This window comes from Peredibacter sp. HCB2-198, from assembly GCF_045999315.1.
Taxonomy (GTDB): domain Bacteria; phylum Bdellovibrionota; class Bacteriovoracia; order Bacteriovoracales; family Bacteriovoracaceae; genus Peredibacter.
Genome location: NZ_CP174607.1, coordinates 658,711 through 675,835 on the forward strand (window position 1 = coordinate 658,711; position 17,125 = coordinate 675,835).

At 43.6% G+C, this 17,125-nt stretch carries 22 protein-coding genes; 11 read left to right on the forward strand and 11 right to left on the reverse strand.

Annotated elements, in window-relative coordinates:
• Positions 1–74 precede the first annotated feature (74 nt).
• The 7 genes from rplU (at position 75) to pfkA (ending at position 5,324) form a co-directional block, all read left to right on the forward strand.
• Entirely contained in the window at positions 75–422 is a 348-nt protein-coding gene (gene rplU, locus ACJVC5_RS03325) for a 50S ribosomal protein L21 (RefSeq protein WP_408097969.1), read from the forward strand.
• 33 nt (positions 423–455) lie between these two features.
• On the forward strand, positions 456–710 hold the full coding sequence (rpmA, locus tag ACJVC5_RS03330; RefSeq protein ID WP_408097970.1) for a 50S ribosomal protein L27: 255 nt from the start codon (positions 456–458) through the stop codon (positions 708–710).
• A gap of 113 nt (positions 711–823) precedes the next feature.
• On the forward strand, positions 824–1,879 hold the full coding sequence (gene obgE / locus ACJVC5_RS03335) for a GTPase ObgE (RefSeq protein ID WP_408097971.1): 1,056 nt from the start codon (positions 824–826) through the stop codon (positions 1,877–1,879).
• Complete coding sequence (rsfS, locus tag ACJVC5_RS03340; RefSeq protein ID WP_408097972.1) at positions 1,851–2,318, forward strand: ribosome silencing factor; 468 nt, start codon at positions 1,851–1,853, stop codon at positions 2,316–2,318. Before obgE ends, rsfS begins: the two co-directional genes overlap by 29 nt.
• Positions 2,319–2,322: 4 nt before the next feature.
• Positions 2,323–2,784 carry a 23S rRNA (pseudouridine(1915)-N(3))-methyltransferase RlmH gene (locus ACJVC5_RS03345; protein WP_408097973.1) on the forward strand — a complete coding sequence of 154 codons (462 nt, stop codon included), beginning with the start codon at positions 2,323–2,325 and terminating at the stop codon, positions 2,782–2,784.
• Between the two features lie 10 nt (positions 2,785–2,794).
• The gene (gpmI, locus tag ACJVC5_RS03350) at positions 2,795–4,339 is read left to right on the forward strand and encodes a 2,3-bisphosphoglycerate-independent phosphoglycerate mutase (protein WP_408097974.1); all 1,545 of its coding nucleotides are present in this window, start codon (positions 2,795–2,797) and stop codon (positions 4,337–4,339) included.
• Positions 4,340–4,349: 10 nt separating this feature from the next.
• The gene (pfkA, locus tag ACJVC5_RS03355; protein WP_408097975.1) at positions 4,350–5,324 is read left to right on the forward strand and encodes a 6-phosphofructokinase; all 975 of its coding nucleotides are present in this window, start codon (positions 4,350–4,352) and stop codon (positions 5,322–5,324) included.
• On the opposite strand, the gene ACJVC5_RS03360 is transcribed toward pfkA, so the two are convergent.
• From ACJVC5_RS03360 to ACJVC5_RS03370, 3 genes are read right to left on the reverse strand one after another with little or no spacing between them, the layout of a single operon-like run.
• The gene (locus ACJVC5_RS03360; RefSeq protein WP_408097976.1) at positions 5,317–5,604 is read right to left on the reverse strand and encodes a hypothetical protein; all 288 of its coding nucleotides are present in this window, start codon (positions 5,602–5,604) and stop codon (positions 5,317–5,319) included. The two genes, pfkA and ACJVC5_RS03360, sit on opposite strands and share 8 nt — an antisense overlap.
• Complete coding sequence (locus ACJVC5_RS03365) at positions 5,561–5,791, reverse strand: DUF4160 domain-containing protein (protein WP_408097977.1); 231 nt, start codon at positions 5,789–5,791, stop codon at positions 5,561–5,563. The genes ACJVC5_RS03360 and ACJVC5_RS03365 overlap by 44 nt, the downstream gene beginning before the upstream one ends.
• A gap of 37 nt (positions 5,792–5,828) precedes the next feature.
• Positions 5,829–6,347, reverse strand: coding sequence for a hypothetical protein (locus ACJVC5_RS03370; RefSeq protein WP_408097978.1), 519 nt, complete (start codon positions 6,345–6,347; stop codon positions 5,829–5,831).
• 249 nt (positions 6,348–6,596) lie between these two features.
• On the opposite strand from ACJVC5_RS03370, the gene ACJVC5_RS03375 reads away from it, so the two are divergent.
• Positions 6,597–7,574 (forward strand): phosphatase PAP2 family protein, encoded by a 978-nt coding sequence (locus ACJVC5_RS03375; RefSeq protein WP_408097979.1) that lies wholly within the window; start codon positions 6,597–6,599, stop codon positions 7,572–7,574.
• On the opposite strand, the gene ACJVC5_RS03380 is transcribed toward ACJVC5_RS03375, so the two are convergent.
• The 6 genes from ACJVC5_RS03380 to ACJVC5_RS03405 all read right to left on the reverse strand — a co-directional run bounded on the left by ACJVC5_RS03380 (position 7,571) and on the right by ACJVC5_RS03405 (position 11,913).
• On the reverse strand, positions 7,571–8,155 hold the full coding sequence (locus ACJVC5_RS03380; protein ID WP_408097980.1) for a DNA-3-methyladenine glycosylase family protein: 585 nt from the start codon (positions 8,153–8,155) through the stop codon (positions 7,571–7,573). The genes ACJVC5_RS03375 and ACJVC5_RS03380 overlap by 4 nt on opposite strands.
• Positions 8,155–8,640: a hypothetical protein gene (locus tag ACJVC5_RS03385; protein ID WP_408097981.1), complete on the reverse strand. Its 486-nt coding sequence runs from the start codon at positions 8,638–8,640 to the stop codon at positions 8,155–8,157. Before ACJVC5_RS03385 ends, ACJVC5_RS03380 begins: the two co-directional genes overlap by 1 nt.
• A 42-nt stretch (positions 8,641–8,682) precedes the next feature.
• Positions 8,683–9,108: a hypothetical protein gene (locus ACJVC5_RS03390; RefSeq protein ID WP_408097982.1), complete on the reverse strand. Its 426-nt coding sequence runs from the start codon at positions 9,106–9,108 to the stop codon at positions 8,683–8,685.
• 11 nt (positions 9,109–9,119) lie between these two features.
• Complete coding sequence (locus ACJVC5_RS03395; RefSeq protein ID WP_408097983.1) at positions 9,120–9,548, reverse strand: hypothetical protein; 429 nt, start codon at positions 9,546–9,548, stop codon at positions 9,120–9,122.
• Between the two features lie 145 nt (positions 9,549–9,693).
• The gene (locus ACJVC5_RS03400) at positions 9,694–10,953 is read right to left on the reverse strand and encodes a Glu/Leu/Phe/Val family dehydrogenase (RefSeq protein ID WP_408097984.1); all 1,260 of its coding nucleotides are present in this window, start codon (positions 10,951–10,953) and stop codon (positions 9,694–9,696) included.
• A 78-nt stretch (positions 10,954–11,031) separates the two neighbouring features.
• Positions 11,032–11,913, reverse strand: coding sequence for a hypothetical protein (locus tag ACJVC5_RS03405; protein ID WP_408097985.1), 882 nt, complete (start codon positions 11,911–11,913; stop codon positions 11,032–11,034).
• Between the two features lie 192 nt (positions 11,914–12,105).
• Here ACJVC5_RS03405 and ACJVC5_RS03410 point away from each other — a divergent pair, with 192 nt between their 5' ends.
• On the forward strand, positions 12,106–12,930 hold the full coding sequence (locus ACJVC5_RS03410) for a hypothetical protein (RefSeq protein WP_408097986.1): 825 nt from the start codon (positions 12,106–12,108) through the stop codon (positions 12,928–12,930).
• A 45-nt stretch (positions 12,931–12,975) separates the two neighbouring features.
• Here ACJVC5_RS03410 and ACJVC5_RS03415 read toward each other — a convergent pair whose 3' ends face one another.
• Together ACJVC5_RS03415 and ACJVC5_RS03420 are read right to left on the reverse strand one after the other, a co-directional pair.
• Positions 12,976–13,806, reverse strand: coding sequence for a ParB/RepB/Spo0J family partition protein (locus ACJVC5_RS03415; RefSeq protein ID WP_408097987.1), 831 nt, complete (start codon positions 13,804–13,806; stop codon positions 12,976–12,978).
• Positions 13,807–13,844: 38 nt separating this feature from the next.
• The gene (locus ACJVC5_RS03420) at positions 13,845–14,621 is read right to left on the reverse strand and encodes a ParA family protein (RefSeq protein WP_408097988.1); all 777 of its coding nucleotides are present in this window, start codon (positions 14,619–14,621) and stop codon (positions 13,845–13,847) included.
• 225 nt (positions 14,622–14,846) lie between these two features.
• On the opposite strand from ACJVC5_RS03420, the gene nadA reads away from it, so the two are divergent.
• Complete coding sequence (nadA, locus tag ACJVC5_RS03425) at positions 14,847–15,959, forward strand: quinolinate synthase NadA (protein ID WP_408097989.1); 1,113 nt, start codon at positions 14,847–14,849, stop codon at positions 15,957–15,959.
• A 7-nt stretch (positions 15,960–15,966) separates the two neighbouring features.
• On the forward strand, positions 15,967–17,124 hold the full coding sequence (locus ACJVC5_RS03430) for a cysteine desulfurase family protein (RefSeq protein ID WP_408097990.1): 1,158 nt from the start codon (positions 15,967–15,969) through the stop codon (positions 17,122–17,124).
• Position 17,125 lies beyond the last annotated feature (1 nt).

Here is a 17,125-nt window from a genome sequence, read left to right on the forward strand (position 1 = left end):
CTTATTAAATCTCACCTAGGGCCAAAAGAAGGACGAAGTCCTCCCCGGCAGGTGGTTTCCTTGAAGGAGTTCTCATGTATACGGTTGTGGAAATCAAAGGACACCAGTACAAGCTAGCAGCTGGTGATCTTATCGACGTTGAAAGAATTGAAGCTGAAGTAGGCTCAACAGTTACTTTCGACCAAGTTCTTCTAGTTGGCGGTGCTAAAACTATCGTTGGTGCTCCAGTTGTTGGCGGCGCTAAAGTAACAGCTAAAGTTGTTAAGCAAGGTCGTACTCGTAAAATTCTAGTTCTTAAGCGTAAGCCAGGTGCTTACCGTCGTAAGAACGGTCACCGTCAGTGTTTCACTGGTCTTCTAATCACAGAGATCAATGATGGCCAAGGCGGAGTTGCTAAAGCTGAAGCTAAAGCAAAGAAGTAATTTTAATTAATCAAAGTTTAGGAGAGCTAGAATATGGCACATAAGAAATCGGGTGGTAGTACAGCGAACGGCCGTGACTCGAACCCAAAAATGCGTGGTGTAAAAAAATTCGGTGGTGAGCTTGTTGAAACAGGTATGATCATCGTTCGTCAAAAAGGAACTAAGTTCCACCCTGGTACAAACGTAAAAATGGGTCGTGACTTCACGATCTATGCTATGGTTCCAGGAAAAGTTAAGTTCGGTTACTACAATAAAACGACAAAAATCGTTTCTATCATCCCAGCTTAACTGACTGAGGCCACAAGCCATGCGGCCTGTTGATCTTTAGAGACTAATAGTGATAAAGAGGGAGCGTTAAAAACTCCCTCTTTTTTTTTACGGTCGTGAGACCGGAAGGTTTTATGAAATTCATCGACGAAGTAGATATTGAAATCATCTCTGGCGAAGGCGGCAAAGGCTTCGTTGGCTATCGCAGAGAAAAATATGTTCCTTTGGGCGGCCCAGATGGCGGTGACGGCGGAGACGGCGGCAACGTTTACTTTGAAGGCGACGAAGGACTCAACACTCTCCTCCACTTTCGTGGTCTTAAAACATTTAAAGCACAACCAGGTGAAAACGGCGCCGGCTCCAACATGCAAGGAGCGACAGGTGAAGATATGGTTCTTAAAGTTCCAGTAGGGACTCTTATCTATAATAAAGAAACTGGTGATCTTCTGTTTGACGTGACTGAACACGGACAACGTTATAAAGCGGCCGAAGGTGGCCGTGGTGGTAAAGGGAACGCTCACTTTAAGTCTTCCACGAACCAAACTCCACGTTTTGCTCAGAATGGTGAAGCAGGAACAGCTATTCCTATTCATCTTGAACTTAAGCTTCTTGCTGATATCGCTCTTATTGGTCTGCCGAACGCCGGTAAATCAACTTTGATCAGCGCTATCAGTGCTGCTCGTCCTAAAATTGCGGACTACCCTTTCACCACACTTGAGCCAAATTTAGGCGTGGTTGAACTAGGCGAGAAAACTCTGGTAGTAACGGACATTCCGGGACTCATTGAAGGCGCGGCAGAAGGGAAAGGCCTGGGAATCAAATTCCTAAAGCACATTGAACGTACGTCAGCACTTGTTCATTTGATTGATTGCTCAATGTTCTTAGAAGAATACGAGGCGATTGAATCTTATATGATCGTGCGTGAAGAGCTTGAGAAATATAATCCTGAGCTATTAACGAAAAAAGAAATCGTCTGTCTGACCAAGATCGACGCGATGACCGAGGAAGAAATTGAGAAATTCCGGTCACATATGGAAGAACAATTGGACCGTAAAGTACTCCCGATTTCAGGGGTTTCTGGACGTAACATTGAACTTTTGAAGCAACTCATGCTAAGAACCAAAGAAGTAATCGAAGAAGAGAAGAAAAAAGAGGCATCTCATGGCAATAAACGAATACGTCCAGAATGAAGTAAAGAAAGTTATCACAAACGCTGAGTACGCGTTTCCACTTAACCACGCTATGGCGTCGGCGTGGATTCTTGCGAACTTTAAAGGCGATAACCTTAAAATTTTCGACATGAGAAAGACGTCTGCTCTTTGCGACTACTCAATCATGGCAACAGCTCAAAACGCGACTCAAGCTCGCGCGATGATCGACGAAGTATCTGCAAACCTTAAAGCTCAAGGTGCAAATATTGTTTCTTACGAAGGTTACGAAGGCGCTGATTGGATCCTTCTTGATACAGGTGACATCATGATTCACGTGTTCAATGGTCCAGCCCGTGACGTTTACGATCTAGATATGATCTACGCAAAGAACCCTCAGGTTAAAATCCCTGAAGATTTCTACTTCGGTAAACCGACTACGATTTCTTCTGAGAAACCAGATCTTAAAGGTTACTTCTAGTTTTATGGCCCGCCAGATTCACCTAATCGTGGTGGGCAAACTAAAAGACCCACATCTTGAGGCCGTGGAAAACGATTACCTCAAACGCATCAACAATCCCGAATTAGTCATTCATGAAGTCAAAGCTTCGGCCGAAAATAAAGAGGCCGAAGCGGAAGCCATTTTGAAGAAGGTCAGAGACCTTTCTCAAGGTGGTGGGACCCATATGATTGCCATGACTGAATGGGGTAAATGCAGCACATCAGTGAACTTCGCAGAGTGGACTCGACAATTGATTGAGCGCCCTGCAAAAATTTTCTTTATCATTGCTGGAGCAGAAGGATTCTCGGAAGAGGTTCTGAAAAATTGCCAAGAGCGCATCTCCCTTTCAGAGCTGACATTTCCTCATAAGTTGGCGAGAATTCTATTGGTAGAACAACTCTACCGTGCCCAGACCATCAGATCGGGACACCCTTACCACAACTAGGGGCATTTCAATGCAAACCATTCAGAACCTCAGCCCAAGAGTCCTCCTTGTCGTCATGGACGGATACGGGATGAGTCCGAACGAACACAAGAACGCCATTAAAGCGGCAAAAAAACCAAACTTAGATGAAATCTTCGCGCACTATCCGATCACGACCATTCAACCTGGTGGTGAGGCCGTTGGACTTCCAAAAGGTGTGGCCGGTAACTCTGAAGTTGGTCACTTGAATCTTGGGGCCGGTCGTCCGGTTCGTCAGGATCTCGTGCGAATCAATGAAGCGATTCAGAACAACACTCTTCGTGATATGCCGAAGATGAAAGAGCTGATTGAAAAAGCGAAGGCCGGAACGAAACGTATTCACCTCATGGGTCTACTTTCAGACGGTGGCGTTCACGCTCACATCAATCACCTAAAAGAGATCATCAAAATTCTGAGCGCGCATCCCGAGCTTCGTATTTATCTTCATGCTTTTATGGATGGCCGTGATACCGCCAAAGATAAAGGCGTTCAATACGTAAAAGACATTCTGGAATGCCCTGGATTTGTTTTCGCTTCGATGGGTGGACGTTCAATTGGAATGGACCGCGATCGTCGTTGGAACAAAATTGAACACGCTTATAAAGTCATGATCGGCCAGGGTGATAAGACCACTCTTAAACCGCAAGATTATATTCTGGATGAATATAAGAAAGGCATCTTCGATGAGTTCATCACTCCAGTGCTTTTCACGGATGATGGTGCCATTAAAAATGGTGATGCCGTTTTCTTCTACAACTACCGTCCAGACCGCGCTCGTCAGATCACTCTGGCGATGAATGATCCGAAGTTCACAGAGTTCCCGGTTCCAGTAAAGCCAGGTTATTTCCTGTGTATGTCACCGTATGTGCCGGATGAACTTCCAAACCTCCCCATTCTTTTTGATAAAGAAAAAATCAAGGGCTCACTTGCTGAGTACCTCGCCTCGATTGGGAAACATCAATTTAAAATCGCTGAAACAGAAAAGTATGCTCACGTGACTTACTTCTTCAATGGCGGTGAAGAAAAACCATTCGCAGGTGAAGAACGTTGCCTGGTTCAATCTCCGAGAGATGTGGCCACCTATGATCAAAAGCCAGAAATGAGTGCGGCAGAAGTGACTGATAAACTTCTCCTGGCCCTGGATCGTAAGGAATTTTCTTTTTATCTCGTAAACTATGCCAACGCCGATATGGTGGGACACACGGGTAACTTTGAAGCGGCCATTAAGGCCATTGAGGCCCTGGATACTTGTATTGGCCGACTTTATAAAAAATGTGCTGAACAAAACATCACGATGCTTTTAACTGCTGATCACGGAAACGCGGATCAGATGGTGTATGATGAAGGTGGAGTTCATACCTCTCACTCAGATTCTGATGTCCCATTCTGTGTGGTTCATCCGAAACTTCGTGACCAAAACATCATGGTGAATTCAGAGAGCAAGGTTCTTGCACTCAAGGATGTGGCACCTACTGTTTTAAAGATTTTAAATATTCCGAAGCCCAAGGATTTTACGGGTAATTCGATTTTCGTCTAAAGGACAAGACATGACCGTTAAGAACATTGGTATTCTCTGCTCTGGTGGTGACTCTCCAGGTATGAACTGTGCGATTCGTGCAGTAGTCAGAACCGCGATCTCGCGTGGTATTCAGGTAACTGGAATTAAGCGTGGATATGCTGGTCTACTTCGTGGTGAGTTCATGCAGATGAATCTCTCAAGCGTGGGTAACATTATTCAGCGTGGTGGTACGATCCTTCAGACTTCACGTTCTCCAGAATTTCAAAAAGCAGAATTTAGGAAAAAAGCAGTGGATATTCTCCGTGCTCAACACGTAGATGCTCTCATTGTGATTGGTGGAGACGGTTCTTTTAACGGTGCTATGGCGCTTTGGAAAGAACATCAATTTCCTGTAGTAGGAATTCCTGGAACAATTGATAACGATATCTCAAACACTGAATATACAATTGGCTTTAATACAGCTGTTCAGACTGCCATTGAGGCCGTGGATAGAATCCGCGATACTGCGCACTCTCATGCTCGTACCTTCCTGGTGGAAGTGATGGGAAGGAACTCTTCCGCCATTGCACTTAAAGTGGGAGTTTGCACCGGTGCGGAGAACATTCTACTTCCGCATGATAAAGTGAATCACCAAAAACTAGTTGATGATATTAACCGCGGTATTGCCCGTGGTAAGGAATCATCAATTATCGTCGTTGCGGAAGGTCCGGTTGCCGGAAGAAGCTATGACATTCAACACGTGCTTAAAGATATGTATCACCTGGACGCTCACGTGGCGATTCTAGGTCACATTCAGCGTGGTGGCTCTCCAGTAGCGGATGACCGTTTTATCGCCTCTCAAATGGGAAATATGGCGGTGGAAGCTCTTCTTGCTGGTAATGTTCCATCAGTGACTGTGGTTCAAAAAGGCAAGGTCCTCATGACAGATCTTGCGAACTGTACCACCAAGGCAGACCACAACTACATTGAGTACTCCGGCCTCGCTGAAACGCTTTCTATCTAGCTCCCAAAGCGATCTTGATCGCTTTGATGTCCGCTTCACTTACTTCTTTTAAGACCGCTGCTCGCAAATACTTGTTGAGCAGCGTTTGATATTTTTGGCCCGTGCGATCGGCCTCTTCATGAAGAGCATCGTAGATATCCAGATCGATGAAAGTATTTACTCGAATTTTTATATCTTTTTTCGGAGCATTGAGAGCTCGATCTAACTCTCTATCAAGTTTTTTATCAAACTCTTCATCAACCGAAGTACGCGGTCCAGGCTTTCTTGAATGCTTTTTCATTTGTCCTCACAATTTTCTGTATTCGATTCAACTCGTGACTTCTAAACCCATTATTCTGAGCTATTTCAAAAGTATCTAGCCAAATTTTGGCCTCCAGATCTTGGTACTCAACATGAACATGCATTCTCGTTTCTTCGTTTGAATGAAAGAAAAAACGAAAACCATAAATCATCATTATGGTAGGCATCGAGCCTCCTTTATTATACACATATTATACACAACGGTCAATTTGCGTTCCTAAGTCCTTTAAATTCCAGCTGAGTAATTGAGCCGAAGAGATCCTTCCCATCTATCACTCCCCTCGGTCCTTCAACTGCAGTTGAAGCAATCAAATGCAATTCATGTTCATCACATAAATTCACAACAGAAGAATTCAAAGGCTCTTCAATAAGACCACTCGGAGTAAGTGAACCTACTGCAAGACAATTATCTAATTTAGAAATAGGCAGAAGTCCGGCGAGATACCAGTAATGAAGCAGAAGTGGATACTCGAGCCACTTAACTGATGAGCTCTCAAGATCTCCCATATCGTCAGTGATCTCAACATTCAGAACAAAACGTTTGAGAGGAATTTGAAGAGAACGAGTGCGGGTAACAAAAACAATTTTTTCTTTGATCGCTTTCCCGTATTTGCCAAGACCATTAATCTCGAGTCCGGGAACACTCTTGGTGGCGTAACCAAATAATGTAACGAGTGAAGGACCTTTCTTAGTGAAGTAACAAGACTGAAGTTGTGTTTCCATGATTTTTCTCCTGAAACACAGGAGAGCCAAATTCATGCCAGATTTTTAAGAGTTAAATTCTTGGTTTTATAGTGAGTTCAGTGCAGTGCGGATTATTTATTACAGGGTTCTCCAGGTAATCCGTGAATAAATCACTGTCTAAACTTTAGACGGCCAAACTTTTTACACCCATGTAAATTGAGGCCAAGTATCTGTCTTCAAATTCTTTCTTCCTTTAGCATGGCCTTACTAACTAAAAGGAACGCTCTCATGAAACATCTGTTGCTCGCATCTGTTCTAGCTCTAAACTCTCTGGTTGCATTCGCCCAGAACAGCAGATTAGATCCTTATCCAATGGGAAGTCTGGATCTTCTATCAGAAAGACTTGGTTTTGATGTTAATGTTTATGATGCCCAACATGCCGAACCTAAAATTCAATTTGGACCAACTGCTTATCAGCACCCAAATACAAGATCAGTTTTTGTACCTTTTAAAATGGGTGCTTCAGAACTTGCTAAAATCGCCGCCGCCTCAACTGTGGCCGTAGTGTTCTTCGCGAACGATGAAGAAATCATGAATTTCCAGCAAGAGCATAAGACCTCTATTACTGAAAAGCTTGCCATCGCAGGTGAGGCCTTCGGTAGTGAATGGGGAATTGGGGCCGTGGGTGCAGGTCTTATTATCGGTGTTGTGATGAAGAACCAGGAAATAAAATCAGTTTCTTTAATGGCAGCGAAGGCCATGATTGTTTCGGGTCTTGCCACTCGTGCCCTTAAAACGTCAGTAACTAGAACTCGTCCAAATGATACAAATGATCCTTATGTTTTTGATGGTGGTGCTGATAACCACTCGTTCCCATCCGGCCACACGACTCAGGCCTTTGCTCTGGCCACAGTCATCGCTGAAGCAGGAAAAGGACACAGTAAATTTATTCCAATTCTCGCCTACGGAGCCGCCGCTCTTGCTGGTTGGTCTCGTGTGCATGACCGCGCCCACTGGGCATCAGATGTCATCGTTGGTGGTTTGATTGGTCACTTAGTTGCTAAAAGTATGATGAACGCTGAGCTTGCTAAAAAAGGTCTGATGATCGTTCCTCACGTTGGTCTTGATGGCAGTTTCGCCGTAAACCTTACTTATACTGGTCGCGCTCCTGAACTTAATTGTGGCGAAGATATGGAAGGTGTAGATGCTTTCCGCGACTGTATGGACAAGGCCTTTACGAGAAACAGACCAATCGAGCTTTTCTAACCCCAAAAGTGTAAACAAACATACGTACGATAAGGTGACCAGCGCTTCGAGATGTCCATCATCTTGAGGCGCAGTTCCTTTTTAGGAAGATCGTGTAATTTGAAAGTTTCAATCATGGCCTTCTGAATTCCCAAATCATCTACAGCAAAAACATCTTCTCTTCCCATTCCGAAAATAAGCAGCATTTCTACTGTCCAGCGCCCCACTCCCTTAATCTGAATTAAAAGCTCGATAATCTCCTCGTCACTCATCTTATTCAATTTTGCGAGTGTGATCTTATGCTCTACCATAAACTCGGCAACATTATGAATGTAACCCGCTTTCTGGCGGGAGATACCAATGGCCCGAATTTCATCCACCGAGAACTTAAGAATGTCTTCTGCCTTGGGTGATTTCTTACCAATGAGATTGAGAAAACGTTCATGCATCACTCGAGCAACGGTAGTAGAAAGCTGCTGAGACAGAATGGAACTCACGAGTTTCATCGTGATGTTTTTGGTCCCCTTAGGGAAAGTCCTCTCGAGTTTCATCCACTTTTTAAGTTTCGGATCTTTGGCGAGGATTTTTTTGATCTTATCCATTATTTTTTCTCGTAGAGAGGAATGGATTCAAAAAAACAGTTTAGCTGCTTAATGCCCTTATCATTTTGAGTGAAAGAGCTATGAACCATATCAAGACGTCTGGCCAGTTTGTTTTGAATAAAAACACAGGCCGACTTGGCGTTTCCTTCGCAAAGTTTTTTATCACTCAGTTTTACACAGAGATATTTAAAAAGGACCTTCTTGCCCGAAACGCAAACAACTTCCTTCTTCTCTTTATTCACATAACCACGAAGGTAATAAGGATCGGCCGCGAGCTCTTTTTCACAAAACTCTCCCACTGAAACTTTCTTTCCCATGCAGTCAAGTTCTGTGCCGGACACAACATCAATCAAGGGCGATTCGTGGGTCACCATTTTGTCGCAAACACTTCTAAAACTAAAATTCGCGCGGTCAGTGGTGGCAACATCGTCCTGGATGACATGAGCATTTACAAATAAAGGGAAGAGTAAAAAAAGAAAGACCATGCTCTTATTGTAAGAAGAGCATGGCCCGGATGCTAGATATTTTTAAAGTTGGCAGGAAATCTCACTGTCATCAATACGGGCGACCATTTTAGTCGTTCCATTTCCAACGATGAAGAACGCTCCGTACTCATTTTCGCCCGGCCAGTAATGAACCAGGGCAAGCTTTTTACCTTTTAACTGGTAATAAGTGATCTCGCCTGGGTTTGGCCCGCGATGGCCATCATAATAATCACCAAAGGCACGTAAAGATTCATCCATCGGAATTCCAACTCTCCATGATTGAAGTCTCACTGCTTGATGGATCATTCTTTTCTCTAAACCAGAAAAATTATTTGAAACAGTTCTGGTGGTTGCAAGCCTCTCAAACTGAACCACTTGATCAAACTCATAGGTATCACGAAGCTGGCAAAGATCCAGAGCAAACACCTGTGAACTTATGAACAAAAAAACGAAAATGAGAAACTTCATACTCACTCCCATTATTTACAAGAAATTTCACCATCTCCAATTGAGGCGATAAGGTGAAACTGATTATTTATGTGTTTGAAGATCGCACCGTATTCATTGTCGCCCGGCCAGTAGTGAACGATCGCAAACTTCTGTCCTTTAACATTAAAGTATTTAATCTCACCACTATTTGAACCAAGCTTGCCATCGTAGTAATCACCGAAGATTTCAAGTGCTTCTTTCATGCTTACACCTGCTCTCCAGTCCTGCTGAATAACAGTTGTATAAATTAATTGCTTTTCAACATTCGTGAAGGACTTGTGATTATCAGAAACTTTAAGCGGCCTAACATTCATAGACTCAAGGGCCTCATCAAGTTCCCATGTTTGTTCGAATGAGCAAAGGTCAATTGCGAAAGCGTTTGTGGTAACTAGTAGTGCCAAGGCCAATAGGAATTTCATAGAGTCTCCATTGTGGTGTGTTTAAAGTGACGCCAATCTACGAAATGTTTAACTATCTAGGAAATATAAAATAAAAAAGCCCTTTATCCAAAAATTAGATAAAGGGCTTTGATTTGATGAGGCTAAATCTAGGGCCTCGGTTTTATCAACCTGGCCACATTCCACGAAGTCTCATAGCACCTTCAAGGCGTTGCAGAGACGTGATGAAGGCAGCTTGCTTCATGTTTACTTTGTAAACGTCAGCGTTCTTCCAAACTTTATCGAAAGCAAGCTTCATGATGTCGTGAAGCTTTTTATTAACTGTTTCTAGGTCCCAGAAGAACATTTGAAGACCTTGTACCCACTCGAAGTAAGACACGATAACACCACCAGCATTACAAAGAATGTCTGGGATAATTAATCCACCTTTCTCAGTGATGATATCAACTGCTTCGTGAGTAAGAGGACCGTTTGCACCTTCAGCGATAAGACGAGCTTTCACGCGAGGAGCATTGTCTTTAGTCACAACACCGTCGATTGCAGCAGGGATAAGGATATCAACGTCAAGCTCTAGAAGCTCTTCGTTAGAGATGTGTTCAGCACCTGGCATATCACGAAGGAATTTTCTCGACTTCACCCACTCAATACACTGAGGGATGTTTAGACCGTTCTTATTGTAGATCGCGCCAGATACGTCAGAGATCGCAACGATTTTTGCACCTTGAGCGTGAAGGTCATGAGCAGCTGGCATACCCACTTTACCGAAACCGTGGATAGCAACAGTTGTATTTGAACCAACAGTCTTATTAAGTTTTTCGTAAGCAAAATTAATACAGAATACAACACCTTTACCTGTTGATTCTGCACGACCAAGTGAACCACCGATAGCGATTGGCTTACCAGTTACGACACCTGGAACCGCGTAACCATTAAGTTGTGAAAAAGTGTCCATCAACCATGCCATAGTCTGGCCATCTGTACCGATATCTGGAGCTGGAATATCTTTATCTGGACCGATGATCATTGAGATCTCAGTTGTATAACGACGAGTGAGGGCCTGCAGTTCCGCACGAGAAAGATCGTTTGGATCTACTTTGATACCACCCTTAGCACCACCAAGAGGTAGACCAACAAGAGCACATTTGAATGTCATTAGCATCGCAAGAGCGGCTGTTTCAGAAAGAGAAACGTGCGGGTGGAAACGAATACCACCTTTACCTGGACCTAGAGTCATATTGTGTTGAACGCGGTAACCTTCAAACACTTTTACAGTACCGTCATCTAGACGAACTGGAACAGAAACTTGAAGAGCACGCTTAGGATATTTCAAACGCTCAAGAACGTTTGGATCCATTTTCATTGTGTTACCGGCAGATTCTAATTGCGAATACGCATCCTGAAAAAACGGAGACTCGAAGAGACTCATGACAACTCCAATTATGGGGTGAAATTAAGTGGCCATAGTCTACTCTCGGAGGCATTTCTCGGCTAGAAAAAAGGCGTTTTAGAACTGCTTTGCGTATAGCAGCATTACCGTGTTATCTTGTCTAATCTCATCATTTTTCGTGTTAGCATCTGGATTTTTTTGACTTGTGACGCGGGCATAAAGATTATCCATGATTCGTTGGTCGGCAGAAGTAAAGTATTTACCCGAGTGAGCATAGTAGTTGAACATCACACGAAAGCCGATTGAATCCACAGATTTCTGAACGTTAATTTCCGTTTCACCGTTGGCACCCACCCATGCACGAGTATAAGCGATTGGGCTTTTGAAACCTACAATCACAAGACCTTGGTCCAGACGAGGTTGGAAGATGAACTTTGTTTGCTTCCAAATACTCACTTCTTTTTCCTGGAAGGCCTCAGGAAGATCTTTACCTGTGTGAGATTTTTTAGTCGTCGACTTGAAACGAGCTTCCATTTCATCAATGGTATCAACTTCGTTTGAAGCACGGTAAGCATTGTACCAGTTTTTAGGCGTGTCTTTTAATGGCTGTTCACCTTTACGACGAAGGTAGCGCATATATTTATCTTTAAAGTATTCATATTTTTCGTCCGGAGTTGGAACGAAAAATGTCGATCCAGCGAGTGTTGAATCAAGGCCATATTGATCAGCGAAGGCCTGGTTGTCATTCCATACCTTGATTTGGTTACGCGAGATCACAACATCTTCACTTTTATCTGAAGCAACATATTGCTGGTAAAATGACAGTTCATTATCAACTGGTGCAACAATCACATCATCATCTGGGACATAGCTGGCCGGCATTCTGTTTTGAAGAGAGGCAGTTTGCCCCTTAGCGAAACCTGCACACAGAAGCATAGAGCAGACAGTTAACTGTCTAAAACCTAGATACTTTTCTGTGAGTGACCAAAAATTAAACATGCTTACTACCCCTCGGAACCGCTAACCCTTCAAAATTTAATCCATTTTCGAAAAGCTGCGGACTCTGTGTCTTTTAGTAGAGCAAGGGGTATGCCAATTACTGTATAAAAATTTCAGAGTTACCTCCCTGATTTCAACAACTTGTGTTAGAAGGCGAACGGGCTCCAACCACCTTCCGTAGGAGATTCAATAATGAAAAAAATGATCCTCGCTGCCATTCTCTGCTTAGCAGGTAATGCATTCGCGCAAGAAAGCTGTATGGTTGAAATGCGTGATAACTACAATCGTTTGATCGCAAAATTTCCCGCAGTTGATTATAACGATGGTTGCAGAGAAGGAATGAAGAGATGTCGTATGGAGATCCAGCGCCGTCGTCTTGATGGGCAAGCTGATTGTATCCGTATTGGTTCAACTCGCCCGACTCCGATTCCTCCAACTCGTCCAATTCCGCCTACTCGACCAGTACCTCCAACTAGACCATATCCTCCGACACCGGTTCCTCCAACGAACCCATACCCACCTACCTACAGTGATGTAGTGGTTGTTGGTCTTCTTGAAGATACGCTCTTTGAACTTCGTGGCCGCGATGCTGCTGATTTATACGTGAGCTGTTTGACTGATATCAGAAGTATTCGTACTTCAAATACTGATGATCTTTTCATCTCGGTTAACGGTGATCGCTTTAAGTCGTTCTACACAAGCGGCTGGTACTCAGATACTGATATCTGCTCAATCGTCGAACAAGAAGCTCGTCGCGTGTATAACCAGGTGACAATCTACCCTGCTCGCGTAGTTGGAAGTCTTGAGCAATTACCGTTCCGTTTCGATGCTTACGATCGCGCTGGTCTACTGAGAAGTTGTATCGATGCGGTGGCCCCACTTCGCCTGAGTCAATCAGATGAACTGCAGTACTCACTCAATGGTTCGACTTTCCAGAGACTCACTACTTCTGGCTGGTGGAGATCGCCGTCACAAGTTTGCAAGGCGATGATCATTGATATGGATCCAAGTCTTTAATCAAATCCAGAAATAAAAAGGGCCCCGATCGGGGCCCTTTCTTTTTTAACTCATTAGTTCTTCCATCATCATTTTTGCTTTCGCTTGAAGCTTCGGATCCTTCATCTGAGTCTTGAGAACCTTCATCAGCTTCTCAACAGAATCGTCTTTCTTCTTCTTAGGCTTCTCAATCTGGAATTGAGCGATGATACGCTTAAGTTGAACGCGCTTATTGATTTCCCCAGAAAGGATGCGCTCTTTGATTTCAGTCTTAAATTCGTTCTTTGGAAGCTCGTCCCACTCAAGAAGAACATACTTCTCAATATTGTGAGTTTTTGCTGCTTCTTTGATGTCTTTCGGAAGTTTCGCGATCATAAGACAACGGTGAACTTCTGATTTAGAGATACCAAGAGCCGCAGTGATTTTTCTCTCAGAAGTACCAGTCAATTTCTGGTAACCGTAGATTGAATCAGCTTGATCAATGTAGTGAAGATCTTCACGGGCCTGGTTCTCAGAGAACTGGATCGCCATGAGTTCTTCTTTTGTCTTGTTCTCAAGAATGAAGCAAGGAGCTTCTTTCATGTCGATCAAGGTCATAGCGCGGAAACGACGCTCACCACAGATAAGAACAAACTTGTTTGTTTCACGGTGAAGAACAAGCGGTTGAATCAGTCCGTTGACCTTGATGTTTTCACCAAGCTCACGAAGAGACTCGTCATTAAATTTTGTACGAACCTGCTCACGAACTACGATTTGATTAAGAGCAATCGTAGAAAGCTGAGCTCCACGAAGAAGTTTTTGATCATTCGCGCGAAGAATTTTTTCATCAATTCCGGCTGTAATGTCTGTAACCTTACGTTCACGTTTCGATATACGTGCGGAAAATTCCTTGGCCATGGCCTCTCCTTAAACGTCTATATATAAAAGTCTGTTAATTAGTTTAAACCTAGCGAGTCCCAAAGGGCCTTGTAGTCCTGTTTACCTTTTGAATTGTTGGTAAACATGAATACCGGCTTCTTCAGAGCAACTGATTCCTGCATGTCCACAAGGTTACGAATGGTCGGAGTCACGTTGAATGACTGGCCAAGCTCCTCAAGACGAATTCTTTCAATTTTTCTTCTTGGGTTAACCATCGAAGGAATGATTGAGAATTCTAGAGAAGGGTTTTCAGTTTCTTTGATGATCTCAAACGTATCCATCAATTCTTCAAGACCGTCGATTGAGTAGTCCTGAGCTTGAGTTGGAATAAGAATAAGATTCGAAGCTACTAGTGACATGATAAGTTCATCACCAAGCATTGGAGGAGTGTCGATTACAACGTAATCAAACATGTCTTCCACTTCTTTCAGACGAAGTTTCATCAAGCGCTCTTTGCGACCAGCATTCTTACGAACTTCAGATTCCGAAAGAATAAGAAGTTTCGCAAGATTCGCCATATGACGAGAGCTCGCAATGAGTTTGATATTCTTATAGAAATCATAATCGCCAGAGGCATCAGAGATGATTTCGTCAATCTTTACGTCTCCGATTAGCCACTCTGGAATAAGAGTTCTGTGAATGTTAACTCCGAGTGTAGAACTTAGATTCGCCTGGGAATCAAGATCAATAGCTAGAACGCGATGTCCTTGGTTCGCTAAATGACAAACGAGCTGAAAACACTGCATCGTTTTGCCTACGCCACCTTTGTTATTACCAATGGTGATAATTTTCATAACCTTATCTCCTTTAAGAGAGTCCGTGGTCAGTGGTCCTTTAAATGGTCCTATTAATAAAAGTCTAGGAAAGCAGTCACACTTCGTCAAAGGGCCAAGTGAATAAAATTAAATACTTTTGCGCAATGCGGCCAAATAAAGTACAATTGGCCCGACGCACAACAGCTAAGCTTGCCCCTTTTTGCTCAAAGGAGTATGTTGGGGAAAAAAATTTGAGGCTCTTTTATGCTCGATATTTACGATGATTTAAAAACCAAAGATCACCTGCCGGAAATTCCTGAATCTGAACTCTCAGATGAGAAGGTTTTGGTGGAACTTGCCGCGATCAAAAAACGTCTGGGCGACCGTGTGGTGGTGCTTGGTCACCATTACCAACAAGATGATGTTATCGCCTTCGCTGATATTACCGGCGACTCGCTGGAACTTGCCCGTAAAGCGGCAGAAATTAAAAATGCTGAGTACGTGATGTTCTGTGGAGTTCACTTCATGGCCGAAACGGCCGACATGCTCACGGGCCCAGATCAAAAAGTGATTCTTCCGGATCTTCGTGCCGGATGTTCCATGGCAGATATGGCAAACCGTCGCGAGATTGATGTGGCGTGGGAGTACATGAAGAAATGTACTTCAGAAAAAATCGTTCCAATCACATACATTAACTGCTCGGCTGCACTTAAGAGTTTTGTTGGTGAAAACGATGGATCAATTTGTACTTCATCAAATGCAGAGAAAATTATCACTTGGGGCCTTAACCAAGGCGAGAAACTTTTATTCTTCCCGGACCAACACTTAGGACGAAACACTTGTCACAAGCTTGGTATCAAACTGGAAGACATGGTGGTGTATGATCCACGCCAACGTTTTGGTGGATTGACTCCAGAACAAATTCAAAAAGCAAAAGTGATCCTTTGGTACGGCTTCTGTTCAGTTCACCAAGGTTTTAATAAAGAGCACATCGCTATGTGGAGACAGAAAGATCCGGAACGGATCCTGATCGTTCATCCTGAATGTAGCTTTGATGTGGTTCAGGGAGCAGATCTCGCGGGATCAACTTCTTATATCATCAATCAAATTAAGGCCGCGAAGCCTGGTACAAAGTTTGCCGTTGGTACTGAGATCAATCTCGTGAATCGTCTGGCCCAAGCTTATCCTCACTTGGATATCACTTCGCTTTCTCCATACCAGTGTCTATGTACGACGATGTATCGTGTGCGCCCTCGCTGGTTACTTGAAAGCTTCCGCGCGATTGAACGCAATCAACCAATCAACGTGATTAAAGTTGATGATGTGACGAAAAAGTATGCGCTGAAAGCTCTCGATCAAATGCTGGCCATCTCTTAAGGACTATATGATTTACGCTGACTATAACGGTTCTTCTCCTCTTCTTACTCCAGTTCGCGAATACTTAAAAAAGAGACTGGATACTGATCTTTACGCCAATCCAAATGCGATTCATTCGATTAGCCAGAAGCTTTCGAAAGGAATTGAAAAATGTCGTGAGATCATTGCAGAGGCAGTTGGTTGCTATCCAGATCAGATTTTCTTTAACTCTGGTTCGTCAGAAGGTATCTCACATATTTTCCACTCGATTCTTGACCAAGTCGATGAGAGCAAAAAAGTTATCATCACGAGTCCGATTGAACACTCAGTGATCCCTAATGCCCTTGCTTACTATGAGGCGAAGAAAGGTTTCACACTGAAGAAAGTTGAGATCGATCAAGACGGCTTCGTTCAAATTGCGGGCCTTGAAAAACTTCTTAATGAAAATAAAGGCAAAGTTGCCATGGTGACCATCATGGCGGCCAATAATGAAACTGGCGTAATTCAACCATATGTTGAGATGGCAAATCTTTGTCGCGCTCACGGTGTTGAATTCTTCTCTGATACAACACAACTCATTGGAAAAGGCGAATTCAATTTCGAGAAATCGGGACTTGATTACGCCGTATGCTCAGGTCATAAACTGGGAGCACTTTCTGGTTCAGGTTTTGTCGTGGTGAAAGAGCCACCGAAACTTAGCCCACTGGTTTTTGGTAGTACTCAAGAGCGCGGACTTCGCGGAGGAACTCAACACTATCTAGGAATTGAGACGCTTGCGATTGCCATGAAAGATTTCGCAGATAATGCTCAAAAGTTAAAAAACCTAGAGGCAGAAAAACTTAAATTTGAGGCCGATATCAAGAAGGCCTTCCCGGAAGCGGTGATTGTAGGCGAAGGCGCTAAACGCCTCGCTGGAACAACTTTGATCGGGTATCCCGGCATTCACGGACAAGCAGTTCAAATCGAACTCGAGTCTCACGATATCTTTGTTACGACCTCTGCTGCCTGTACAGACAATCAGCCTGAGACCTCGAAGGTCTTGAAGGCCATGGGTGTGAACGATCAGATTGGACGTGGAGTGATCCGCATAAGCCTGAGTTATTCACACGGTGAAAAAGAATATTCCGCCATGGCTTCTGCTCTGAAAGCGGCCTATACTAAGCTTAGAAAAATTCAATCTTTCTAAG